Consider the following 22,501-nt stretch of genomic DNA (forward strand, 5'->3'; position numbering starts at 1 on the left):
TCTCATCGATGGGTCCCAGCGGGGCGGAGACGTCTCAGCGCGGTGGTCTCAGCGGGGCCTCAGCAGGTGAAGGCCGCGTCGGCCCAGTCCCCGTGGTCGCTGGTGACCCCGTCCCCGCCGTCGGTGACGACGAGCCGGACCGTCTTCGCCCCGCCGATGGCGGCGTCGACGGCGGTGGCCGGATCGGCGTTGGTCAGCGTCTTCGACGATGCCACCTTGGCGTCGTCCGCCCAGACCTCGAAGCCGACCGTCCCGGCGGTGCCCTCCTCGTCGTCCACGCCGACCTGCGCGGTGAAGCGCGAGCACCGGCCGCCGGTGTAGTACGTGACCTCGCTCGGCGCGTGCACGCCCAGGCCCTTGTCGTACGTGGTGCCGCCGAGGGTGAGCGGATGGCCGTCACCCGTGTCGTTCTCGCCGACGCTGGTGTTCTTCTCCACCGGGCCCCAGCCGTTGAGCGCGCTCAGCCAGGGCAGATCGCTCGCGTAGGAGCTGCCGGAGGGCGGAGCGACCACCACATGGACCGCCGAGACCAGCCGCGCGGTGGCCTTGTCGCCCCCCGGTGAGCGGTAGTCGGCGCCGACCGTCAGGTCGTACGCACCGGGCGCGGCCCCGGCGGGCGCGGTCACCTGCCAGCGCGTGGCCAGCTTCGAGCCGGTGGGCAGCGAGGCGGCCCGGGTCGGGGAGGTGGCCTTGATCCGCCAGCCGTCGGGGCCGGTGAGCCGGACCGAGACCTGCTGGGCCGGGGTGCGGCCGAGGTCGGTGAGCGTGGTGTCGACCTGGACCGCGGCCCCGGCCTCGGTCAGCGCCGTGCCGTCGAGGCCGAGTTCGGCGGCGGGCGGGTAGGAGGCCCAGCGGGTGTCGGCCGAGGCCCGGTAGAGCACGGTGCCATGGGCCGGGACGGTGGCCGAGATGGCTCCGGCGGTGTTGTAGTCCTTGTGCGCCCACAGATCGCGCAGCCGGTACGCGGTCGCCCGGGGCAGCCCGACTCCGGTCGCCGTGGTGGCGATGTGCTGCGGCCGGTCGGTCTCGTTGAACAGCGCGACGGCGCGGCTGCCGTCCGCCATCTCCTTGGCGATGACCCAGCGCCCGCCCTCGGAGGAGACCACGGTGCCCTGCTTGCCCAGCGGGTCCTGATCGACGGCGATCACTTCGTGATTGCCGAGGATCTCGTAGGTCTCCGCGTTGGCCTTGCGCAGATCGGTACCGATCAGCAGCGGTGCGGCCATGATCGACCACAGCGAGAAGTGGCTGCGGTACTCGGTGGCCGTCATCCCGCCGTTGCCGACCTCCAGCATGTCGGGGTCGTTCCAGTGGCCGGGCCCGGCGTACTTCGCGAGTGGCAGGTTCTGCTTGGCGATCGACAGCATGCTGCCCCAGCTGTCGCTGATGTCGCCCGTGGTCCGCCACAGATGGCCGACTTCCCCGGCCCACTCCCAGGGCTTGTTCTCGCCCCATTCGCAGATGCTGTAGACGATGGGGCGGCCGGTGGTCTCGGTCGCGGCCTTCAGGGCGTCGCGCATGGTGCGGTAGCGCTGCTTGGCGTCGACACCCTGGTTATTGCAGTTGTCGTACTTGAGATAGTCGATGCCCCAGTCGGCGAACTGCTGGGCGTCGGACTTCTCATGGCCGAGCCCCCCGGGGAAGCCGGCGCTGTTGCAGGTCTTGGTGCCCGCGCTGGTGTAGATGCCGATCTTCAGTCCCTTGGAGTGGACATAGTCGGCGACGGCCTTGATGCCGTTCGGGAAGCGGACCGGGTCGGGCACCAGCTTGCCGTTGGCATCGCGCTGCGGCAGTGCCCAGCAGTCGTCGAGGTTGACGTACTGGTATCCGGCGTCCTTCAGTCCCTTGGCCACGAAGATGTCGGCGATGCCCTTGACCATCGCCTCGTTGAACTCCGCGCGGCAGTGGGTGGAATTCCAGTTGTTGAAGCCCATCGGAGGGGTGAGGGCGAGCCCGTCACCGGGCGCGGCGCCCGGGTCGGAGGCCGGTGTGGTGACCTCGGCGACACGCGCGGGCTGGGCGACGGCCGGGAGGGCCAGGCCGACCGTGGCCAGCAGACCGGCGCTCAGTGCTCCGATGACTCTTCGTCTCGCGGGTCGAAAACAGCGGTGGCGCACGATGCGGGTCCTCCGTTCTCAACGGGGGTAACGCAGTGTCATGGCTGCGTTACATGCGAGCGTTTACGGTAGACCCTGTTGGAGTCTGTTGGAAGAGATGCGATAACAGTTGTTCGATATCTCGTCAAAACCCTTGACGAGTCGCCTGACCGCCGGGTGAGATCCCCTCACTCGCGTTCGGTTGTGTTTGATTGAACCTCTGTGGAGGGGCACATGGCACCGTCATCGTCAGGACATCGGATCTCCCGCCGTGCGCTACTACGAGGCACCGCGGCCGGAGCCGGCGCGGTAGCCCTTCCGACGCTGCTGACCGCCTGCGGTGGTCCGGGCAACGAAGTGAAGATCGGCTCCAACGCCTCCGACGCCGTGCCCCGCAAGGCGTTCGCCGAGGTGTTCAACGCGTACGAGAAGAAGTCGGACAAGAAGGTCAAGGTCAATACCGTCAACCACGAGGCCTTCCAGGAGGGCATCAACCGCTATCTGAAGGGCACCCCCGACGACGTCTTCATGTGGTTCGCCGGGTACCGCATGCAGTTCTTCGCCGAACAGGGGCAGCTCGCCGAGATCAGCGACCTCTGGAAGGGTTTCGACGGGTTCTCCGACGCGCTCAAGGCGCAGTCCACCGGCAAGGACGGCAAGCAGTACCTCGTGCCGTACTACTACTACCCCTGGGCCGTCTTCTACCGGAAGAGCGTCTTCGCCCAGCACGGCTACGAGGTTCCGAAGACCTTCGACGAGTTCCGGGCGCTCGCCAAGCGGATGGACAAGGACGGCCTCGACGCCATCGCCTTCGGCGACAAGGACGGCTGGCCCGCCATGGGGACCTTCGACTATCTCAATATGCGGGCCAACGGCTACGACTTCCATATCTCCCTCATGGGCGGCAAGGAGTCCTGGACCGATCCCAAGGTCCGAAACGTCTTCGACCTGTGGCGCGGACTGATGCCGTACCACCAGAAGGGCGCCAACGGGCGGACCTGGCAGGAGGCCGCCCAGAGCCTGGCGCAGAAGAAGTCCGGTATGGCGGTCTTCGGGCTGCCCCACCCCGGGCAGCAGTTCTCCGCCGCCGACCGCGATGATCTGGACTTCTTCCCCTTCCCCGAGATCGACTCCGCCTACGGCCAGGACGCGGTGGAGGCGCCGATCGACGGCTTTCTGCTGGCGAAGAAGTCCAAGCGGCAGAAGGAGGGCAAGGAGCTGATGAAGTACCTCGCCACCCCCGACGCCGAGGAGATCTACCTGAAGCGGGACCCGAACAACATCGCCGTCAACGACAAGGCGTCCACCTCGTCGTACAACGCGCTCCAGAAGAAGGCCGTCGACCTCATCTCGAACGCCAAGCAGATATCGCAGTTCATGGACCGCGACACCCGGCCGGACTTCGCGTCCCAGGTGATGATCCGGGCCATTCAGCAGTTCATCAACAAGCCGAACGACATCGACTCCCTCACCAAGGACATCGAGTCCCAGAAGAAGACCATCTTCGCCAGCGACTAGGAGATTCGCGCCGTGCCGCTCACGACCGCGCGGCGTGCCAAACGGCGGGGTCCGCGGAGGTTCACCTCCCGCGACCTCGCCGTCATCGGCGTGCTGCTGGGCATACCCGTCCTGCTCGACCTGGCCCTGATCTGGGGCCCGACCCTCGCCTCCATCGCCCTGTCCTTCACCAGCTGGGACGGCATCGGCGATATCCACTGGGTGGGCATCGACAACTTCAAGACCCTCTTCACCGACTATCCGCCGTTCTGGCCCGCGGTCCGCAACAACCTGCTCTGGGTCGCCTTTCTCGGCTTGGTCGCGACCCCCTTCGGACTGCTGCTGGCCGTGCTGCTGGACAAGGGTGTCCGGTTCAGTCGCTTCTATCAGTCCACCCTCTATATGCCGGTGGTGCTCTCGCTCGCCATCGTCGGCTTCATCGCGCAGCTGGTCTTCTCCCGTGACCAGGGTGCGCTGAACGCGATCCTCGCCAACAAGAACGATCCGGTGGACTGGCTCGGAGACCCCGACCTCAATATCTGGATGGTGCTGCTTGCGGCCGCCTGGCGGCACACCGGGTATGTGATGATCCTCTATCTGGCCGGGCTGAAATCCGTCGATCCCTCGCTCAAGGAAGCGGCCGCGATCGACGGTGCCAGCGAGACCCAGACCTTCTTCCGGGTGGTGCTGCCCACCCTGCGGCCGGTCAATATCATCGTCGGCGTCATCACCGTGATCGAGGCATTGCGCGCCTTCGACATCGTCTATGCCATCAACCATGGCCGTAACGGGCTCGAACTGCTCTCGGTGCTGGTCACCGACAACATCATCGGCGAGGCCAGCCGGATCGGGTTCGGCTCCGCGATCGCCGTCGTCCTGCTGACCGTGTCCCTGGGATTCATCGTGACCTATCTGGTCCAGGAGCTGCGAGGGGGGAAGAAGGGATGACCGTCACCACTCCGCCCGCCCCCGTACGGACCGTGACCCCGGTGACCGGCACCGGTAAGCGCCGGGTGACCCGTGGCCGGCTCGGGCTGCACGCCTTTCTGATGGTCGTGTCGCTCGCCTTCCTCGCCCCGCTGCTGCTCGCCATCTACGCCTCGCTGCGGCCGTACGAGGAGACCGCGAAATACGGCTATTTCTCGCTGCCGCGCCATCTGTCGTTCGACTACTACGCCAAGGCGTTCAATGACTCCGGGATGGGCAAGTACTTCGTCAACTCGCTCATCATCGCGGTGCCCGGGGTCCTGCTGACGCTGTTTCTCGCCTCGTTCGTCGCCTTCTGCGTGACCCGGCTGAGAATACGCGGCGGGCTGGTGCTGCTGATGGTGTTCACGGCGGGCAATCTGCTGCCGCAGCAGGTCATCGTCACCCCGCTCTATGTGCTCTTCACCAAGATCAATCTACCCTATTGGATGTCGGACTCGATGACGATGTACGACTCCTACTGGGCCGTGCTCGCCGTTCAGGTCGCCTTCCAGGTGGGATTCTGCGTCTTCGTCCTCGCCAACTTCATGCGCACCATTCCCGATGAGATCGTGGAGGCGGCGCGGGTGGACGGGGCGGGGGTCTGGACGCAGTACTGGAACATCACGCTTCCGTTGTGCCGGCCCGCGCTGGCCGCGCTCGCCACCCTGCAATTCACCTGGATGTACAACGACTTCCTCTGGGCGCTCGTCTTCATCTCCGACGGCGACAAGCTGCCCATCACCTCCGCGCTCAACAATCTGCGCGGCCAGTTCTTCACCGACTACAACCTGCTCGCGGCGGGCTCGGTGATCGTGGCACTTCCCACGGTGCTGGTCTTCCTGCTGTTGCAGCGCCACTTCATCGCCGGACTCACCCTCGGCGCCAGCAAGGGCTGACACGACAGGGGTCACTGTGGCTCATATGGCCATGGTGACCCCTGTGGCACAAGGGCCACAAGATCCCCGACCACGCTCCGCCGCCCCGCCCCGCGTCCCCCGCCCAACCCGTCCGGAGCGACGTGATCCGTCACTCGGTCGTCTTCGCGCGTTTCCGTGACAGGGTGATGCGGGCAACTGTCAGGAGGCGATGGAATAGGGGGAAATGTGATCGTCTGGCTGAACGGTGCGTTCGGTGCGGGTAAGACCTCCGCGGCCCGCGAATTGGTGGACTTCATGCCCGGCAGTACGTTCTACGACCCGGAGCTGGTCGGTAACGGGCTGCGGATGATGCTCCCGCGGAAACGTCTTGAGCAGGTGTCCGACTACCAGGATCTGCCCTCCTGGCGCCGGCTGGTGGTGGACACCGGAGCGGCGCTGATCGCGGAGGTCGGCGGCCCGCTCGTGGTCCCGATGACGGTCCTCAGACAGGAGTACCGGGATGAGATCTTCGGCGGTTTCGCGGCCCGTCGCATCCCCGTGCGGCATGTTCTGCTGCACACCGATGAAACGATCCTTCGCGAGCGCATAGCCGAACGTGAGGAGATACCCGGGGACGCGGACGCGAGCGAGTCCGTACGCCGGTGGTGCCTGGCCCATCTCGCGCCCTACCAGGCGGCCCTGACCTGGCTGACCACCGACGCCCATGTCGTGGACACCACCGGGCTCACCCCGCGCCAGACCGCCCAGCACATCGCCGACGCGGTCCGCCAGGGCGCCGGGACCTGCGACATCGTGCAGACCCCGGAGCCGAAGGCGGAGACGCTGGCCGCCGGGGTCCTGCTCTTCGACGAGGAGGACCGGGTGCTGCTCGTCGACCCCACGTACAAGCCCGGCTGGGAGTTCCCCGGCGGCGTCGTCGAACCGGGCGAGCCCCCGATGTGCGCCGGGGTGCGCGAGGTCACCGAGGAGCTGGGGGTACGGCTGGACGAACCGCTGCGGCTGCTGGTGGCCGACTGGGAACGCCCCCAGCCGCCCGGCTACGGGGGCCTGCGGCTGCTCTTCGACGGCGGCAAGCTCTCCAGCGCGGCCGCCCAGGAGGTGCTGCTGCCCGGCTCCGAACTGCGCGGCTGGCGCTTCGTCACCGAGAGCGAGGCCGCCGCGCTGCTGCCACCGGTGCGGCTGAGCCGGCTGCGCTGGGCGCTGCGCGCCCGTGAGCAGGGCCGTCCGCTGTATCTCGAAGCGGGCGTCCCCACGGGCTGACCACGCCGGCCCGGTCCGTGGGCCGCCCGCCGACCGGGTGCGAGGTGTGGGGGATCAGCTCTTGCCCGCCGCGTACATCCCCAGGAACAGCGCCTCGGTGAGCGAGAGCTTCTCCAACTCCTCCGGTGAGACGCTCTCGTTGACCGCGTGGATCCGCGCCTCCGGCTCGCTCAGCCCGATCAGCAGGATCTCCGCCTCCGGGTAGAGCGAGGCCAGCGTGTTGCACAGCGGGATCGAGCCGCCCTGCCCGGCGATCGCCATCTCCTGGCCGTCGTACGCCAGGCGCATCGCCTCCCGCATCGCCGTGTACGCCGGGCTCGTGGTGTCCGCGCGGAACGGCTGGCCCTGGCCGAGCTGCTCCACCGAAAGCCGCGCGCTCCACGGCACCGAGGACCGGAGGTGCTCGGCGAGCAGCTTGTTGGCCTCGGCCGCGTCCACGCCCGGCGGCACCCGCAGGCTGATCAGCGCCCGCGCGCCCGCCTGCACGGACGGGGTGGCGCCGACCACCGGCGGGCAGTCGATGCCGAGCACGGTGACCGCCGGACGCGCCCAGAGGCGGTCGGCGACCGTACCGGAGCCGATCAGCCCGACCCCGTCGAGCACCTTGGCGTCCTTGCGGAACTCCTCGTCCGGGTACTGCAGCCCGTCCCACACCGCGTCCGCGTCGAGGCCCTTGACGGTGGTCGAGCCGTCCTCGGCGCGCAGCGAGTCCAGGACGCGGATCAGCGCGGCGAGCGCGTCCGGGGCCGCCCCGCCGAACTGGCCGGAGTGCAGATTGCCCTCCAGGGTCTCCACCGAGACCCGCAGCAGCGTCATCCCGCGCAGCGTGGCGGTGACCGTCGGCAGCCCGACCCGGAAGTTGCCCGCGTCGCCGATCACGATGGTGTCGGCGGTCAGCAGCTCCGGATGGGCCTCGGCGTAGCGCTCCAGACCGCCCGTGCCCTGCTCCTCCGAACCCTCCACGATCACCTTGACGTTGACCGGGACCCCACCGTTCGCCTTGAGCGCGCGCAGGGCGGTGAGATGCATGATCACGCCGCCCTTGCAGTCCGCGGCGCCCCGCCCGTACCAGCGGCCGTCGCGCTCGGTCAGCTCGAAGGGCGGGGTGTGCCAGGCGTCCTCGTCCAGCGGGGGCTGCACATCGTAGTGCGCGTAGAGCAGCACGGTCGGGGCGCCGGCCGGACCGGGCAGGAAGCCGTAGACGGACTGGGTGCCGTCGGGCGTGTCCAGCAGCGCCACGTCCTCGAACCCCTCGGCGCGCAGCGCGTCGGCGACCCAGCGGGCGGCCGCCTCGCATTCGCCGGGCGGAAACTGCGCCGGGTCCGCCACCGACTTGAAGGCCACCAGCTCGGCCAGCTCGGCCCTGGCGCGCGGCTGCAGGGCGGCGACGGTGGCGGCGAGAGGCGCCTTCTCCATGGGGGACCCTCCTGGGGTGCGACGGGCCGGCGGCGGGATGCGCGGCGATGGGCACGTATGTACGGCTTGATGCCGCGTGGCCGATCATCCCACAGCGGGGTCATCCACCGGGGAGCCGTAGGATGCCGGGTAGGCGCATCAGGTCGGTCGATTGGGAGCGGATCCACACGTGAGCAGCGACAACGCAGCCCCGGACAATGAGACGGTATGGGACGTCGTCGTGGTGGGCGCGGGCCCCGCGGGTGCCTCCGCGGCCCATGCCGCCGCCTGCGCCGGGCGCCGGGTGCTGTTGTTGGAGAAGGCCGAGCTGCCGCGCTACAAGACCTGCGGCGGTGGCATCATCGGCCCCTCACGCGACGCCCTTCCGCCGGGTTTCGAACTGCCGCTGCGGGAGCGGGTGCACGCGGTGACGTTCTCGCTGAACGGCAAGTTGTCCCGCACCCGCCGGTCCAAGCACGCGCTCTTCGGACTGATCAACCGGCCGGAGTTCGACGCGGCACTGGTCGACGCCGCCAGGGACGCGGGCGCCGAGGTCCGTACGGGCGTCGCGGTCACCCGCGTCGAGCAGCACGGCCCGGCCGTGCCGGACCGGCGCACGGTCGCCGTGGTGCTCTCCGACGGTGAGACGGTGCTGGCGCGGGCCGTGGTCGGCGCGGACGGCAGCGCGAGCCGCATAGGCGCGCACGTCGGCGTGAAACTGGACCAGGTGGATCTCGGCCTGGAGGCGGAGATCCCGGTTCCGGAGACCGTCGCGGAGGACTGGGCGGGCCGGGTGCTCATCGACTGGGGCCCGATGCCGGGAAGTTACGGCTGGGTCTTCCCCAAGGGCGACACCCTTACCGTCGGCGTCATCTCGGCGCGCGGCGAGGGCGCCGGGACCAAGCGCTACCTGGAGGACTTCATCGCCCGGCTCGGCCTCGCCGGATTCGAGCCGAGCATCTCCTCCGGCCATCTGACCCGCTGCCGCTCCGACGACTCGCCGCTGTCGCGCGGCCGGGTCCTGGTGTGCGGCGACGCGGCCGGGCTGCTGGAGCCGTGGACCCGCGAGGGCATCTCCTACGCGCTGCGCTCGGGCCGGCTCGCGGGGGAGTGGGCGGTGCGCGTCGCCGAGGCCCACGACGCGGTGGACGCCCGCCGGCAGGCCCTGAACTACGCCTTCGCGATCAAGGCGGGGCTGGGTGTGGAGATGGGTGTCGGCCGCCGTCTGCACACGGTCTTCGCCCGCCGCCCCGGGATGTTCCACGCGGCGATCACCGGCTTCCGCCCGGCGTGGCGCGCCTTCACGAAGATCACCCGTGGGACGACCACGCTGGGCGACCTCGTCCGCACCCACCCGGCCGCCCGCCGCGCCCTGGGGGCGATGGACCGGGGCTAGGGGGTCCGACGGATCTTGACGCCCGCGGCGGGCTGCTGACCTGCCCGCCCCTTCCCGGCACCTGACGATATGCGGCTCCGCCGTGTGGTCCGCCGTACACCGCGTGGGGCTTGGCTTCGGTCGCGTCGGGCTGATCTTCGCGGGTCTGCGACGGCCATGCCGGTGGCGCCCCGCCCGTACGGGAAGAGGCGGCGCTGCCGCAGGACGGGGGCGCGAGTGGCCCTGGCGGGCACGCCGGGCGACCCGCCTCCCGTGCGCGCGCTCGTACGGCTCGTCACTGGGCGCCGCAGGTGTTCGGTTCGAGCTTGCCCCGCGTCCGCCGCGCTGCGGCGGGGAGCCGGGCTCGGCTCGGCCCCGTCCCGCGATCTGCCCGGCAGGGCATGGGGGTCTACTCCGCCGGGAGTAGGCGCGGGCACCGCGCAGGGGGGACGCCGGGGGCGCCCGGCCGGTTTAGCGTTGCCCGTATGCATGGATTCACGGGGGAGCACGGCCCGGGACAGCGGCCGGGCGGATGGCGGCGCGGGGCGCCCTTCGACCCATCGCGTTCGGCCGTTCCCTGGCGCTCCTCGGTCGCCATCGCCGTCATCCAGATGGTGGGCACCGGGTTCGCCGCGCATGATCAGCCCGCCCGGGCGGGCCTCGGGTCCGGGAGCGCCGCGCTGCTGCTCGCCGGGCCCGCGCTGCTGCTCATGCGCCATCGCCGCCCCGGGGCGGTCGTAGTCGGCACGGCGGTGGTGACCGCCGTCTACCTCGCCGCCGGATATCCGTACGGACCCGTCTTCCTCAGCGTCGTCGTCGCCTGTGTGACGGCCATCGCGGCCGGGCGGCGGATCGCCGCGTGGAGCGCGCTCGGGCTGCTGTGGGGGAACCATCTGCTCATCGGCCACTGGCTCTACCGCTGGCTGCCGCCGGGTGACGACGGGCCCGTCGGATGGGGACAGGAGCTGGTGGTCACCGCCTGGGCGGTGGCGATCGTGGCCGCCTCCGAACTCGTCCGCGTACGCCGTGAGCAGTGGGCCCGGGAACGGGCCGAACGGGAGGCGGCGGCGCGCCGCCGGGCGGACGAGGAGCGGCTGCGGATCGCCCGCGAGCTGCATGACGTCCTGGCCCACAGCATCTCGGTCATCAACGTCCAGGCGGGCGTCGGGCTCGCCCTCCTCGACCAGGACCCCGAGCAGGCCCGCACCGCGCTGACCACCATCAAGGCGGCCAGCAAGGAGGCGCTGGGCGAGGTCCGCCAGGTCCTCGACACCCTGCGGACCTCCGGCTCCGGCACGCCCGGCGCCGCGCCGCGCTCACCCGCGCCCGGCCTGGACCGGCTGGCGGAGCTGACCGGGCAGGCGGCGGACGCGGGGCTCGCGGTGCGGGTGGAGGTGGAGGGCGTACGGACGGCCCTGCCGCCGGGCGCAGATCTCGCGGCGTTCCGTATCGTGCAGGAGGCCCTGACCAACATCGTCCGCCACTCCGGCTCCCGGAACGCCCGTGTGCTGCTGCACTATGCCCCCGGTGAGCTGGAGCTGCGGGTGGACGACGACGGCCCCGCGACCGGGGACGGGGCGACGGGTGGCGGCAACGGCCTGGTCGGCATGCGCGAGCGGGCCGCCGCGCTCGGCGGCACAGTGGAGGCGGGCCCGCGCCCGGACGGCGGCTTCCGCGTCCGGGCCAGGCTCCCGTTCAAGAGTGGGAGGGAAGACCCCATGAGGGACAAGGGTGGGAGGGAGGGGACCCCATGAGGGATGAGGACGGGCCCGAGACCGTGATCCGAGTCGCGCTCGCCGACGACCAGCTCCTCGTCCGCGCGGGATTCCGCGCCCTGCTGGCCGCGCAGCCGGATATCGAGGTGGTCGGCGAGGCGGCCGACGGGGAGCAGGCGCTGGCGCTCGTACGGGAGCGGCGCCCCGATGTCGTCCTCATGGACATCCGCATGCCGGTGCTCGACGGCCTCGCCGCCACCCGGGGGATCACCGGGGACCCGGCACTCGGCGAGGTGAAGGTGGTCATGCTGACCACCTTCGAACTCGATGAGTACGTCTTCGAGGCGATCCGCTCCGGCGCCTCCGGCTTCCTGGTCAAGGACACCGAACCGGATGAGCTGCTGCGGGCGGTGCGCGCGGTCGTCGGCGGCGACGCGCTGTTGTCGCCAGGGGTGACCCGCCGTCTCATCGCCGAGTTCGCGGCCCGGTCCCGGGAACCCGCGCCGGCGGCGGTGCTGGCGGAGCTGACCGAGCGGGAGCGGGAGGTGATGGCTCTGGTCGGGATGGGGCTGTCGAACCAGGAGATCGCCCGTCGGCTCGTGGTCAGCCCGCTCACCGCCAAGACCCATGTGAGCCGGACGATGGTCAAACTGGGCGCCCGGGACCGCGCCCAACTCGTCGTGCTCGCCTATGAGTCCGGTCTGGTCCGGCCGGGCTGGCTCGGCTGAGCGAGGCTCAGTGGTCCGGGCTTTGTGCACCGGGCTTCGCGCTGCGTTGTGCTCCGGGTCCCTCGCCCGGCACGGCCTTCAGCCCAGCGTGGCCCTCCGCTAGCCCAGTGTGGCCCTCCGCTCAGAACAAGCCCTCCGCTCAGAACAGCCCCTCCGGGGCCTCCGCCTCCCGCTCCCGCTGTGCCACCGGCGCCGTCATCGGGGCGTCCGGCGCGGCCGCCGCCAGTGGCCAGCCCGCCAGCTGCCGGGTGTCCAGCAGCAGGGCCCGGCCGTCCGTCGAGGTCAGATGGATGTCCGGGCCCGCCACGGCGTCGATATGACCGGCCACGGTGGCCTCGGGGACGAGCTGGATCAGTCCCGGCGCTGGGCGCACCCGGTCCAGATGGAACGCCACGTCATGGTGGACCGGCTCGAACGGGGCCGGGGCCAGCGACTCCGGCAGACCGCCCAGGCCGCGCGCACGCCGGTGGAGCGCGGCGAGGTCGGCGGCCCGTCGCTCGGGCGGCGGCGGGGCCTCGCGGGCGGTGCGCTTGGCGGCGTACGGAAAGCGGTCCGGGACGCCGAGCGCGGCGCCCAGCACGGCCTCGGCGCGGCGCGCGGCCATCAGCGGGCCACGGCCCAGCAGACAGTACGAGAGCGCGGCCTGCTCCAGCAGCCGTGCCCCCTCCCGCTCGGCCGCGGTGATCCCGACCTTGACCAACTCCGGGCCGAACCAGGCGAGATAGACGTCGTAAGGGCGCGGATCGTCCGTACGGGTGTCGGCGGCCACGGAGTACGAGCGGTCCAGCCGGGCGCAGTCCGGGCACTGCGCCGATACGGCGGGGGCCGGGACCTCGGCCCCGGCCGGGCACGGGGTGTGCCGGGCGCCCCTTCGGACGCCGACGCAGGCGCGCCGGGGCCCGGTGGTGAACGAGAGCGGGCGGTCCGGCGTCAGCGGGGAGAGTCGTTCCCCCTGGGCCGGATGGCGCCAGACCAGCGCGGGCCCGCCGTGGCCCCAGCGCGCCCCGGCGCACTGCCACCGTGCGGGCGGCGGGTCCTGGCTCTGGCCGTGACCCTGGCCCTGGGGCATCAGCGGTTCTGCCGGGAGAAGAGCCACAGCGTCCGCACCAGGCGGATGGCGAATCCGGCGATGGCCACCGCGAGGGCGGCTCCCTGCCAGGCCCGCTCATGGGCCCGGTCCAGGTCGCCGAAGAGGGCGGGGCTCGCGACCGCCACGTAGAGCACGGCCGCCAGCAGACCGGCCGTGACCAGGGCGAACACTATCTCGATGGTGAGCGCGTCGCGTTCGTCCCGGGTACGGGGTCCGGTCATCTCGTCTCAGCCCTTCGCCTGGTGTCCGGTGGCCGCCGCCGGGTCGGTCCTCCCCGGCCCCGGCCCGCGCTGCCCGTCATGGTGCTTCCGGCGCACATACAGCTGCTTCCGTACGCGTGCCACGACCGTACCGTCCGCCGCGACCACCTCGTTCTCGAACCACGGCAGCGCCTTGCCGCCGTCCGCCGTGGCCTCGCGGATCTCCTCCAGCCGCTGCTCGGCGAGCTCGAAGTCGGCGAACACGTCACCGCGGCCGGGCGAGACGAAGTCGATCTCGCCGGCCTTGTCCCAGACGATGTAGTCCCGGCCGAGCCGTCGCATCACCAGCAGCATCCAGAACGGGTCGCTCATCGAGAACAGCGAGCCGCCGAAATGGGTCCCCACGTAGTTGGAGTTGAAGCGGCGCAGCCGCAGCCTGACACGGGCGCTGCTCCAGTCCTCCGCGAGGTGGACCACCCGCACTCCGGCGAAGAGATAGGGCGGCCACCAGTTCATCGCGCGGCGCAGTCCGCGCGGCGACATCGATCGACGTGACATGACAGGAAGCTAACACGGGTTATTACTCACCGGTAACCCAAGCGGTTGGTCCACTCGGGCGGTTGCCTGCCCGAGCGGTTGGCCTGCCCGAGCGGTGTGGTCGCGCCCCGAGCGGCCGGGAGGTCAGATCCCCGAGTGCTCCCGCCACAGCTCGGCCAGCTTCTCGTCCCCCTCCGTGGTCAGCGCGGTGATCGGCAGCCGGTTCCAGAGCGCGAGATAGAGGTCGCGGGCCGGGCCGCTGAGCTCGCAGTCGGCCGCCCCCTCGCCGTGGCGCTCGGTGCGCGGAGCGTCCTGGGACAGCCGCATCGTCCAGACCGCGCCCTGGTCCGTGGTCCGCACCCGGAGCGTGCGCGGGGTGTCCGTGCGCACCCGGGACCGGTCCAGGCTGTGGAAACCGGCCAGCAGTTCATCGACCCCGTCGGCCGCGAACTCCGGGGTGAACGGGGAGAAGTCCCCGCCGCGCGCCGACTCCGCGTCGATCCGGTGGATGGCCGTCTCATGGGCCTGGCGCCGGGCCCAGAACTCCAGCGGGGCCTCCGAGGGCAGGAAGGTGAAGCACTTCACCTCGGGGTCGGCATGGGTGAGGGCGTCGACCAGCCGGCCATGGACCTCGCGGTACCACGACACCAGCTCGGCGTCGGCCGGTGCCGCCTCGACCGCCGGCCGGACCGGCTCGGTCAGGCCCTCGGCGACGAACCGGGCGGCCCAGCCGTGCACCCGGCCGATGTGCGACAGCAGATCACGGACGCGCCAGTCCGGGCAGGTGGGCACGGGGGCGTCGACCCCGGCCTCGGCCGCGGCGTCGGCCAGCAACCGGCCCTCGCGGTCCACGATTTCGATCAACTCGGCAGTCTCCATGGCGGAATCATGCCAGCCGCCTCCGACAACGCCCGGCCGGGTCGGCGGAATGTCAGCTTCCGGCCGTGCGCGCGGCGTTCCGCGTGCCGTACGCGACGACGGCCGCCACCGCCGCCAGCGCCGCGACCGTGGTGAGCGCGACCGGCAGCGAGTACCAGTCGGCGAGGAAGCCGATCGTCGGCGGGCCCAGCAGCATGCCGCCGTAGCCGAGCGTGGAGGCCGCGGCGACCCCGCCCGGCCCCGTCAGCGCGCCCGCCCGCGCGATGGCGACGGGGAAGAGGTTGGCCAGCCCCAGCCCGGTGACCGCGAAGCCGAGAAGGGCGAGCCAGATCGTGGGCGCGAGCGAGCCCAGCAGCATTCCGGCCGCGGCCGTGGCACCACCCGCGATCAGCGTCCTGGTCTGGCCGAGCCGTTCGAGCAGCGCGGTGCCGCTCAACCGCCCGACGGCCATCATCAGGGCGAAGACGGCGTAACCCGCCGCGGCGAGCCCGGCGGACGTGTCGAGATCCTGGTGCAGATGGAGCGCGGCCCAGTCGGCCATGGCGCCCTCGCCGTACGCCGTGCAGAGCGCGATCAGGCCGAACACGGCGACGAGCCACCGGGCGCGGCCCGGCCGCTGTGCGCCGGGGGCCGATTCGAGGTCGGTGGCCTGTCCGGACTCGGCCCCGGGCCCCGTGCCGACTCGCGGAGTGGGCACCGGCAGTGAGACCAGTGTCCGGCCCGCGACAGCCGTGAGCAGCAGCCCGAAGACCGCGAGCAGCGACAGATGGCGGATGGGGGAGAGATGGTCGGCGATCAGTCCGCCCAGCCCGGCCCCGGCCATCCCGCCCAGGCTGAACGCGGCGTGGAAGCCGGGCATGACCGGGCGGCGCAGGGCGGCGATGAGGTCGACGGCCGCGCTGTTCATGGCCACGTTGAGCGCGCCGAACCCGGTGCCGAAGACCAGCAGCACCAGTCCGAGGGCGAGCGCGGAGTGGGTCAGTGGCGGCAGCGCGACCGAGCCCGCGAACAGTACACCGGCGGCCACCGTCGTCGGATGGTTGCCGAAGCGGCGGCACAGGCGTCCGGTGGCCATCATCGTGGCCGTACCGCCCGCCGACACGCCGAGCAGCGCCAGCCCCAGCGCGCCCTCCGACGCGCTCGTCTGCTCCTTGATCGCGGGGATCCGGGCGACCCACCCGGCGAACACGAATCCGTCGAGGAAGAAGAACGCGGTGATGGCGGCGCGGAGGCGGGTGAGGTCGCGATCCGTGGAGACGGAACGGCGCGCGCCCGAAGTGGCCGTCCGTGTTTTGTTTGGAGTCGGCACAAAGTGAGAATAGAGGCGTGACCCAGACACGGACAAGGCTCGAGCGCGGCCGAAGCGCTCTTGGCCCGGCACTGGCACTCGTCCACACCGGCCGCGCCCCCACCCGCGCCGTGCTCACCGCCGAACTCGGGGTGACCCGCGCGACCGCGGGCGCCGTCGCCGCCGAGTTGGAGGCGCTCGGCCTGATCCAGGTCGACTCGCGGCCGCTCGGGGCCGCCGGGGCACAGGGCCGTCCCTCGCACCGGCTGTCGATCGCGCCCCACGGGCCGGTCGCGCTCGCCGCCCAGGTGCACGCCGACGGCTTCCGGGCGGCGCTGGTCGGGCTCGGCGGGCAGACCGTGGCCACCGCGCCCGGCTGTATGACCGTGCCCGCGGACCCGGCGCATGTGATCGACGCGGTCGTCGGGGCCGGTGCCCGGCTGCTGCGGGAGACCGGCCGCCGCTGCGTGGGCGCGGGGCTCGCCGTCCCGTCCGCGGTCGCCGAACCGGAGGGCACCGCCCTGAACCCGCTGCACATCGCCTGGCCCGCGGGCGCCCCCGTGCGCGAGCTGTTCAACCGCAGCCTGGCCGCGGCCGGGATCCGCGGCGACGACGGCGAGCCGGTCACCGGCTTCGCGGGCAATGACGTCAACCTGGCCGCGCTCGCCGAGCACCGCCACGGCGCGGGCGGCGGCGCCCAGCACCTGCTCTGCGTCGCCACCGGGCACCGAGGCGTCGGCGGCGCGCTGGTGCTCGACGGACGGCTGCACACGGGCAGCGCGGGGCTCGCCCTCGAGGTGGGCCATCTGACCGTCAACCCCGAGGGCCCGCCCTGCCACTGCGGCAGCCGTGGCTGTCTGGACATCGAGGCCGATCCGCTCGCCTTCCTCACGGCGGCCGGGCGTGAACCGGGCCCGGAGGTCTCCCTGCTGCAGCAGGCCCGCGATCTGCTGCGCGAGGAGTACGCCACGGCGCCGTCCGTAAGGGCGGCCACCGAGCAGCTCATCGACCGCCTCGGCCTCGGACTCGCCGGTCTGGTCAACATCCTCAACCCGGACCGCATCATCCTCGGCGGGCTGCACCGCGAGCTCCTGGAGGCCGATCCGGAGCGGCTGCGCGCGGTGGTGGCGGAGCGCAGCCTGTGGGGCCGGAGCGGGGGCGTACCCATTCTGCCGTGCACGCTGGAGCACAACAGCCTGGTCGGAGCGGCGGAGTTGGCGTGGCAGCCGGTGCTGGACGATCCGCTGGCGGCGCTGGGCGTGGGCTGACCGTCCGGTGGGTCACCAGTGCCGCCCCTGGGACAGCGCGTCCAGGCCCGGGGCCGACAGATGGAGCACCTGGTAGCGGTCGCCGGGCTCCGAGGGCGGTGCCGACTCCTCCCAGAGGGTGAAGTGGATCAGCTCCCAGCCGCGTGGGTCGATGCCGAGGGCCGTCGTGTGGACGCCGTCCTTACGGGCGCGCTCGGCCAGCCGCGCGAGCGCGCCCTCGACGGCGGAGGCGGGATCGGCGGCGGCCGGGACCGGCTCGGCGTGGCGGGTGGCCGCGCGCGGTACGGAGCCCGCGGCCGGTCCCCGCTCGAAGCCGAGCCCCTGCCAGTGCTCGACCGAGGGCCTGCCGAAGTCCCGGACGACGCCCTGGAATCCGGGGCCCCACAGAAAGCGGTTCATGGCCTCGGGCGCGGTCCACAGATAGAACGGGGCGTACTGATGGACCGGCGAGCCGTCCACACCGCGCTCCCGGATGCCGTACGCCTTGAGGCCCAGCCCTGGGAAGTCGTCGAGCAGTGGCCCCTTCGCCTCCACCCGGTGCCGGATGATCTTCATGTCGTAGTCGGCGGGCAGGGTGATCCGGTACTGCATGGCGAGCATCGGTGAACTCCTGTCGGCGGGGCGTGGGTTCGCGTGCGTGTTCGTCCTCGCTCTGATCGTACACACTAGTAGGTACAGAACGAGGTCGAGCGCCGAGCCGGTGTGCGTACTCCCCGGGAGGTACCGGAACTGTCGTCGGCCGTACGACGACCGGGGCACCGTAAGGGAGTGATCCTCGGGAGTGGCCACGAGATGAGGGCCATGAGAAACCCACTCCCGAGGAGCGCGATCATCATGAACACCCTGGCGCACGGCTTCGCCGACGGCGATGGCCCCGGACCGTGGATTCTGCTCGTCCCGCTGATGTGGGCACTGGTCGTCGGCGGCGCGGTCTTCGTGCTGCGGCGCGCCGGATGGCGCGGACGCGCCCCCTGGCGGCGCGGCCCCGGCCCCGTGGACTTCGGCGAGCGATCGCCGATCGCGGTGCTGGGCCGTCGCTTCGCGGCCGGTGAGATCGACGAGGACGAGTACTGGCGCCGACTGTCCGTTCTGGACGAGCAGTTCGGCCGCCATGCGACGAAGGGCGGGGCCCTCTGACGGCGGAGGCCGGGGCGGTAGGGGCCGCCGGGCGTATCCGGACCGTCCCGCCTCGCCGGAGGCGGGACGCTCGCATGCTCAGCGGGAGGCTGCCGACCGGGCGGCCGCGGGGGCCCGCTCGCGCACCGCGGGCGCCGGGGCGGCGGCAGCGGCCGGTGCCGGGGCCGGAGCGGCAGCAGCGGGGGCCGGTGCCGCGGCGACGGGTTCGGGTGCGACGGGCGCGGGCGTCGGCGTCGGCGCCGGGGCGACGGGTGCCGGGGCGACAGGCGCGGGCGCGGGCATCGGCGCCGGGGCGACGGGTGCCGGGGCGAGAGGCGCCGGAGCCGGGGCGGGGGCGGGCGCGGGGCCGGTGAGGGGCGCGGTGGGCGCCGGCGCCGGACGGGAGGCGTCCGTGCGAAGGGGCGGCGCGGTGCGGCCCGTTCCGGCGGTGCGGCCCGTTCCGTGCGAGGCGAAGGGCGGCTTGGCGGTGGCAGTGGGGCGCGGCACGGCCAGCGTGAACCAGACGACCTTCCCGCTGCCGTCGTCCCCAGCGTGCATCCCCCAGCTCTGGCTGACGGCCGCGACCAGCGCGAGCCCCCTGCCGTGGGTGGCGAAGGGATCGCACGCCTGAACGCGAGGCAGCCGCGGATCCTGGTCGCGGACCGAAACGGTCAGCCGGTCCAGCATGAGAGCTATCTCCACCGTGCACTGCTTGTCCGGCTCGGCGTGCCGATGGACATTGGTGAGCAGCTCGGTGACCCCGAGCGCCGCCGGGTCGATGAGCGGATCCAGATGCCAGTAGCGCAACTGCGCCGACACGATTCTGCGGACCTGTCCGATCCGCGACGGCAGGGCCTGCAGCTCCACCGTGCAATGCCTGCTAGGACGACTGATCACGGCTGCGACTCCCTGAAGACGTGGGGCTAGCCTGATTCAGATGCGGGCGACGAACACGTTCAGCAGTGGTGGCTGCTGGGCGCGACCGGTGGGACGGTTCTCAGCGTCACCGCTTGTTGACCCTCAGTGATACTGATACTCGTCCAGGGTCGGTCCCACCGCGCGCACGCGCAACTCGGCCGCGTCACCTCTTCGAGGCATGCCCCCGGGCGGACCGGACGGCGTCGAGGAAGCGGCTGGCGGCGCCCGAGCCGGACTTGGCCGAGGTGGACTTGGTGTCCTGCGAGCCGAGGGTGAGGCGGTAACGGGTGCCGTTCACGGTGGCCATGGCCTGGTCCCCGTCCACGAACCAGGGCTTGCTCGCACGCACCGACTGCACGGGCGCGCTGTCGATCTCGCTGCCGTAACTGGTCAGCAACTGCAGCCTGCCGTCCTTGATCATGACCTGTCCGGCGCGGGTGACCGAGCGCAGGAATCGCTCGATCCGCACTCCTCTGGCGTTGAACTCCGTATCGGCCATCACAACCGCCTCCCCGATGGCTCCGACTGGCACTGTGCCGCTGCCTCTCATTTTCCCTGTTGCGCAGTGTGCCCGTGACCGGCCCCGGACACCAGGGCGCACTGGGGGACAATGAGGATCGAAACGGCATGAGTATGCCACCTGGGCCGGGTATGAGGCACAAGCAGGAGGAGTGGGCGTTGGACGGCACGGCACGCGGGAGTACCGAGACGATCGACGTGGATCGCAGTGACCACGGCTACCGCGAGTGGCTGAAGGAAGCCGTCCGTAAGGTGCAGGCCGATGCCCAGCGGTCCGCGGACACCCATCTGCTGAGCTTCCCGCTGCCCGAGCGCTGGGGGATCGACCTCTACCTCAAGGACGAGTCCACCCACCCCACGGGAAGTCTCAAGCACCGCCTGGCACGCTCGCTGTTCCTCTACGGGCTGTGCAACGGCTGGATCCGGCCGGACAAGCCCGTGATCGAGGCGTCCAGCGGCTCAACCGCCGTATCCGAGGCGTACTTCGCCAAGCTGATCGGGGTGCCCTTCATCGCGGTGATGCCCCGCACGACCAGCCGGGAGAAGTGCCGCCTGATCGAATTCCATGGCGGCCAGTGCCATTTCGTGGACGACCCGCGGACGATGTACGAGGAGTCCGCCGCCCTCGCTGCGGAGTCCGGCGGTCACTACATGGACCAGTTCACCTACGCCGAGCGGGCCACGGACTGGCGCGGCAACAACAACATCGCCGAGTCGATCTATCAGCAGCTGCGTCTGGAGCGCTATCCCGAACCGGCATGGGTCGTGGCCACGGCGGGCACCGGCGGCACCTCGGCGACCATCGCCCGCTATGTCCACTACATGCAGTACGACACGCGGGTGTGCGTCGCCGACCCGGAGAACTCCTGCTTCTTCGACGGCTGGGTCCACCACGACGCCCACGCCTCCAGCGACCACGGCTCACGCATCGAGGGCATCGGCCGCCCCCGGATGGAGCCCAGCTTCGTACCGGGCGCGATCGACCGGATGATGAAGGTCCCGGACGCGGCGAGCGTCGCGGCCGTGCGCGCCCTGGAGCGGGCCATCGGCCGTAAGGCGGGCGGCTCCACCGGGACGGGGCTGTGGAGCGCGCTGCGGATCGTCGCGGAGATGGTCGCCGCGGGGCGGACCGGGAGCGTGGTGACGCTGCTGTGCGATCCGGGGGAGCGGTATCTGGACAAGTACTTCTCGGACGCGTGGCTCGAGGAGCAGGGGCTGGACATCGAGCCGTATGTGAAGACGCTCGACATCTTCCTCGCCACGGGCAACTGGACGGACTGACTGACCTCCGCCTTACGGCCACCGCCTCGCCCTTACGGCCGCCGTCACGTCCTTACGGCCGCCACTTCCCCGTACGGTCGACCCCTCGCCCGTACGGCCGTCGTCAGGCCGCCGCCACCATCCGGTCCAGGTTCCGCACCGCCTGGTGGAACGCGCGCCGCAGACCCGGCCGCATCGCCCGTACGGCACCGCGCAGCACCGCCGTGCCGTCCACCGCGAAGACATAGCGCACCATGGTCCCGCCGTCCGAGGGCCGCAGCGTCCACTCCTCCAGCAGCGCCCGCAGCCCCGGTGCGTTGGTCTCGTCGACACGATAGGCGTAGCGCTCATGCGGATCCGCCGCCATGACCGTCTCGCGGAAGAGGGTGCCGCCCATGAGGCGGATCTCCCTGCCCTTGCCACCGTCCGTGGAGCGGGCGTCCTTCACCTGCCGGAACCACCGCGGCCAGCCCTCGACATCGGTGAACGCCTCGAACACCGCCTCCGGAGCGGCCGAGACCTTGGCGACGAAGGCGAGCCGGACCGGGGCGGTCTCGGCGTACTCCAGCCCGACGGAACGCAACCGGTGTGTCATGGACACACGATAACTGTCGGCGTGTCAGATGTCTGCGGTGCGGACCGGCTCGCCCGCCACCACCAGCTCCGGCAGATACTCGGAGATCTCCGCCCGCGCCTCCTCCGGCAGCCCCGGGTCCGTGACCAGCGCGTCCACCTGGTCCAGCGAGGCGAAGGAACTCAGCCCCACCGTGCCCCACTTGGTGTGGTCCGCGACCACCACCACCCGCCGCGCGGCCCTGACGAAGTGGCGATTGGTCTCCGCCTCGGCGAGATTCGGCGTGGACAGACCCGCCTCCACCGATATCCCGTGCACCCCGAGGAAGAGCACATCGAAGTGGAGCGAGCGCACCGCCGCGTCCGCGACCGGTCCCACCAGCGTGTCCGACGGCGTCCGCACTCCGCCGGTGAGCACGACGGTGGCCGCGCCGGGGCGCGGGCCCACCCCGCCGAGCGCCGCCGACCGCTGGGCGTTGTAGAACACATCGGCCACCCGGACCGAGTTCGTGACCACCGTCAGATCGGGCACCTCCAGCAACTGCTGGGCCAGCGCGAAGGCCGTGGTGCCCCCGGCCAGGGCGATCGCGGTGCCCGGCGCGGCCATCGCGGCGGCCGCCTTGGCGATGTCCTCCTTGGCGCTCAGCTCGAGGCCCGACTTGGCCTCGAACCCGGGCTCGTACGTGCTCGCCTCGGCCACCGGCACGGCCCCGCCGTGCACCTTCTCCACCACGCCCAGCCTGGCCAGCGCGTCGAGATCGCGACGAACCGTCATGTCCGAGACATTGAGCTTGCGCGTCAGCTCGTTGACCCGCACCCCGCCGCGCCGCCTGACCTCATCGAGGATCAGGGCACGCCGCTGCTCCGCGAGCAGGTTCTGGTTGTCGCTCACCCTGCCACGTCTCCCTCCGGCCGGCCCTCGTCGCCCGCGCGCTCATCT

Annotated in this window: 21 protein-coding genes and 1 pseudogene; 10 read left to right on the forward strand and 12 right to left on the reverse strand. The window is 71.5% G+C overall.

The window, feature by feature from the left end; genetic code table 11:
- Window positions 1-59: 59 nt before the first annotated feature.
- Window positions 60-2,117 (reverse strand): NPCBM/NEW2 domain-containing protein, encoded by a 2,058-nt coding sequence (locus ACMTAK_RS44955; RefSeq protein WP_413811494.1) that lies wholly within the window; start codon window positions 2,115-2,117, stop codon window positions 60-62.
- Between the two features lie 213 nt (window positions 2,118-2,330).
- Between ACMTAK_RS44955 and ACMTAK_RS44960 the strand changes: the two genes are divergently transcribed.
- The 4 genes from ACMTAK_RS44960 to ACMTAK_RS44975 all read left to right on the forward strand — a co-directional run bounded on the left by ACMTAK_RS44960 (window position 2,331) and on the right by ACMTAK_RS44975 (window position 6,700).
- Entirely contained in the window at window positions 2,331-3,614 is a 1,284-nt protein-coding gene (locus ACMTAK_RS44960; RefSeq protein WP_413811495.1) for an ABC transporter substrate-binding protein, read from the forward strand.
- 12 nt (window positions 3,615-3,626) lie between these two features.
- Window positions 3,627-4,541, forward strand: a complete 915-nt coding sequence (locus tag ACMTAK_RS44965) for a carbohydrate ABC transporter permease (protein WP_413811496.1) — start codon at window positions 3,627-3,629, stop codon at window positions 4,539-4,541.
- Entirely contained in the window at window positions 4,538-5,458 is a 921-nt protein-coding gene (locus ACMTAK_RS44970; RefSeq protein ID WP_413811497.1) for a carbohydrate ABC transporter permease, read from the forward strand. The genes ACMTAK_RS44965 and ACMTAK_RS44970 overlap by 4 nt, the downstream gene beginning before the upstream one ends.
- A 207-nt stretch (window positions 5,459-5,665) precedes the next feature.
- Window positions 5,666-6,700, forward strand: a complete 1,035-nt coding sequence (locus ACMTAK_RS44975; protein ID WP_413811498.1) for an NUDIX hydrolase — start codon at window positions 5,666-5,668, stop codon at window positions 6,698-6,700.
- Between the two features lie 54 nt (window positions 6,701-6,754).
- On the opposite strand, the gene ACMTAK_RS44980 is transcribed toward ACMTAK_RS44975, so the two are convergent.
- The gene (locus tag ACMTAK_RS44980; protein WP_413811499.1) at window positions 6,755-8,116 is read right to left on the reverse strand and encodes a dipeptidase; all 1,362 of its coding nucleotides are present in this window, start codon (window positions 8,114-8,116) and stop codon (window positions 6,755-6,757) included.
- Between the two features lie 169 nt (window positions 8,117-8,285).
- On the opposite strand from ACMTAK_RS44980, the gene ACMTAK_RS44985 reads away from it, so the two are divergent.
- From ACMTAK_RS44985 to ACMTAK_RS44995, 3 genes are all read left to right on the forward strand, one after another.
- Window positions 8,286-9,491 carry a geranylgeranyl reductase family protein gene (locus tag ACMTAK_RS44985; RefSeq protein ID WP_138912384.1) on the forward strand — a complete coding sequence of 402 codons (1,206 nt, stop codon included), beginning with the start codon at window positions 8,286-8,288 and terminating at the stop codon, window positions 9,489-9,491.
- Between the two features lie 464 nt (window positions 9,492-9,955).
- Entirely contained in the window at window positions 9,956-11,224 is a 1,269-nt protein-coding gene (locus ACMTAK_RS44990) for a sensor histidine kinase (protein WP_413811500.1), read from the forward strand.
- Between the two features lie 23 nt (window positions 11,225-11,247).
- Window positions 11,248-11,913, forward strand: a complete 666-nt coding sequence (locus ACMTAK_RS44995; RefSeq protein WP_413813189.1) for a response regulator transcription factor — start codon at window positions 11,248-11,250, stop codon at window positions 11,911-11,913.
- A gap of 139 nt (window positions 11,914-12,052) precedes the next feature.
- On the opposite strand, the gene ACMTAK_RS45000 is transcribed toward ACMTAK_RS44995, so the two are convergent.
- From ACMTAK_RS45000 to ACMTAK_RS45020, 5 genes are all read right to left on the reverse strand, one after another.
- Entirely contained in the window at window positions 12,053-12,982 is a 930-nt protein-coding gene (locus tag ACMTAK_RS45000; protein WP_413811501.1) for a DUF2797 domain-containing protein, read from the reverse strand.
- Window positions 12,982-13,224, reverse strand: coding sequence for a DUF6332 family protein (locus tag ACMTAK_RS45005; RefSeq protein ID WP_413811502.1), 243 nt, complete (start codon window positions 13,222-13,224; stop codon window positions 12,982-12,984). Before ACMTAK_RS45005 ends, ACMTAK_RS45000 begins: the two co-directional genes overlap by 1 nt.
- Before the next feature lie 6 nt (window positions 13,225-13,230).
- Window positions 13,231-13,761: a DUF4442 domain-containing protein gene (locus ACMTAK_RS45010; protein ID WP_413811503.1), complete on the reverse strand. Its 531-nt coding sequence runs from the start codon at window positions 13,759-13,761 to the stop codon at window positions 13,231-13,233.
- 123 nt (window positions 13,762-13,884) lie between these two features.
- The gene (locus tag ACMTAK_RS45015) at window positions 13,885-14,619 is read right to left on the reverse strand and encodes a maleylpyruvate isomerase family mycothiol-dependent enzyme (protein WP_413811504.1); all 735 of its coding nucleotides are present in this window, start codon (window positions 14,617-14,619) and stop codon (window positions 13,885-13,887) included.
- Between the two features lie 52 nt (window positions 14,620-14,671).
- Window positions 14,672-15,928, reverse strand: coding sequence for an MFS transporter (locus tag ACMTAK_RS45020; protein ID WP_413811505.1), 1,257 nt, complete (start codon window positions 15,926-15,928; stop codon window positions 14,672-14,674).
- 17 nt (window positions 15,929-15,945) lie between these two features.
- Here ACMTAK_RS45020 and ACMTAK_RS45025 point away from each other — a divergent pair, with 17 nt between their 5' ends.
- Complete coding sequence (locus tag ACMTAK_RS45025; RefSeq protein ID WP_413811506.1) at window positions 15,946-17,175, forward strand: ROK family protein; 1,230 nt, start codon at window positions 15,946-15,948, stop codon at window positions 17,173-17,175.
- A 12-nt stretch (window positions 17,176-17,187) separates the two neighbouring features.
- Here ACMTAK_RS45025 and ACMTAK_RS45030 read toward each other — a convergent pair whose 3' ends face one another.
- Window positions 17,188-17,775 carry a DUF4865 family protein gene (locus ACMTAK_RS45030; protein ID WP_413811507.1) on the reverse strand — a complete coding sequence of 196 codons (588 nt, stop codon included), beginning with the start codon at window positions 17,773-17,775 and terminating at the stop codon, window positions 17,188-17,190.
- A 234-nt stretch (window positions 17,776-18,009) separates the two neighbouring features.
- Here ACMTAK_RS45030 and ACMTAK_RS45035 point away from each other — a divergent pair, with 234 nt between their 5' ends.
- On the forward strand, window positions 18,010-18,312 hold the full coding sequence (locus ACMTAK_RS45035; protein WP_413811508.1) for an SHOCT domain-containing protein: 303 nt from the start codon (window positions 18,010-18,012) through the stop codon (window positions 18,310-18,312).
- Window positions 18,313-18,747: 435 nt separating this feature from the next.
- Here the strand turns inward: ACMTAK_RS45035 and ACMTAK_RS45040 are convergent.
- Window positions 18,748-19,188, reverse strand: a pseudogene (locus ACMTAK_RS45040) (ATP-binding protein); the annotation flags it as partial.
- 184 nt (window positions 19,189-19,372) lie between these two features.
- On the reverse strand, window positions 19,373-19,708 hold the full coding sequence (locus tag ACMTAK_RS45045) for a hypothetical protein (RefSeq protein WP_413797824.1): 336 nt from the start codon (window positions 19,706-19,708) through the stop codon (window positions 19,373-19,375).
- Window positions 19,709-19,860: 152 nt separating this feature from the next.
- Between ACMTAK_RS45045 and ACMTAK_RS45050 the strand changes: the two genes are divergently transcribed.
- Entirely contained in the window at window positions 19,861-21,009 is a 1,149-nt protein-coding gene (locus ACMTAK_RS45050; protein ID WP_413811509.1) for a PLP-dependent cysteine synthase family protein, read from the forward strand.
- A gap of 103 nt (window positions 21,010-21,112) precedes the next feature.
- Here the strand turns inward: ACMTAK_RS45050 and ACMTAK_RS45055 are convergent, their stop codons facing one another.
- Window positions 21,113-21,583, reverse strand: a complete 471-nt coding sequence (locus tag ACMTAK_RS45055) for an SRPBCC family protein (protein ID WP_413811510.1) — start codon at window positions 21,581-21,583, stop codon at window positions 21,113-21,115.
- Between the two features lie 24 nt (window positions 21,584-21,607).
- Window positions 21,608-22,453 (reverse strand): DeoR/GlpR family DNA-binding transcription regulator, encoded by an 846-nt coding sequence (locus ACMTAK_RS45060; protein ID WP_413811511.1) that lies wholly within the window; start codon window positions 22,451-22,453, stop codon window positions 21,608-21,610.
- Window positions 22,454-22,501: the final 48 nt, after the last annotated feature.

It is taken from the genome of Streptomyces lacaronensis, from assembly GCF_047337785.1.
Lineage (GTDB): Bacteria > Actinomycetota > Actinomycetes > Streptomycetales > Streptomycetaceae > Streptomyces > Streptomyces lycopersici.

What these genes read in the sequence shown, in the direction of transcription:
- ACMTAK_RS44960 (WP_413811495.1), top strand. Translation starts at nt 2,331, where the DNA reads ATGGCACCGTCATCGTCAGGACATCGGATCTCCCGCCGTGCGCTACTA.
- ACMTAK_RS44970 (WP_413811497.1), top strand. Translation starts at nt 4,538, where the DNA reads ATGACCGTCACCACTCCGCCCGCCCCCGTACGGACCGTGACCCCGGTG.
- ACMTAK_RS44980 (WP_413811499.1), bottom strand. Translation starts at nt 8,116, where the DNA reads ATGGAGAAGGCGCCTCTCGCCGCCACCGTCGCCGCCCTGCAGCCGCGC.
- ACMTAK_RS44990 (WP_413811500.1), top strand. Translation starts at nt 9,956, where the DNA reads ATGCATGGATTCACGGGGGAGCACGGCCCGGGACAGCGGCCGGGCGGA.
- ACMTAK_RS45000 (WP_413811501.1), bottom strand. Translation starts at nt 12,982, where the DNA reads ATGCCCCAGGGCCAGGGTCACGGCCAGAGCCAGGACCCGCCGCCCGCA.
- ACMTAK_RS45005 (WP_413811502.1), bottom strand. Translation starts at nt 13,224, where the DNA reads ATGACCGGACCCCGTACCCGGGACGAACGCGACGCGCTCACCATCGAG.
- ACMTAK_RS45010 (WP_413811503.1), bottom strand. Translation starts at nt 13,761, where the DNA reads ATGTCACGTCGATCGATGTCGCCGCGCGGACTGCGCCGCGCGATGAAC.
- ACMTAK_RS45015 (WP_413811504.1), bottom strand. Translation starts at nt 14,619, where the DNA reads ATGGAGACTGCCGAGTTGATCGAAATCGTGGACCGCGAGGGCCGGTTG.
- ACMTAK_RS45030 (WP_413811507.1), bottom strand. Translation starts at nt 17,775, where the DNA reads ATGCTCGCCATGCAGTACCGGATCACCCTGCCCGCCGACTACGACATG.
- ACMTAK_RS45035 (WP_413811508.1), top strand. Translation starts at nt 18,010, where the DNA reads ATGAACACCCTGGCGCACGGCTTCGCCGACGGCGATGGCCCCGGACCG.
- ACMTAK_RS45045 (WP_413797824.1), bottom strand. Translation starts at nt 19,708, where the DNA reads ATGGCCGATACGGAGTTCAACGCCAGAGGAGTGCGGATCGAGCGATTC.
- ACMTAK_RS45050 (WP_413811509.1), top strand. Translation starts at nt 19,861, where the DNA reads ATGAGGCACAAGCAGGAGGAGTGGGCGTTGGACGGCACGGCACGCGGG.
- ACMTAK_RS45055 (WP_413811510.1), bottom strand. Translation starts at nt 21,583, where the DNA reads ATGACACACCGGTTGCGTTCCGTCGGGCTGGAGTACGCCGAGACCGCC.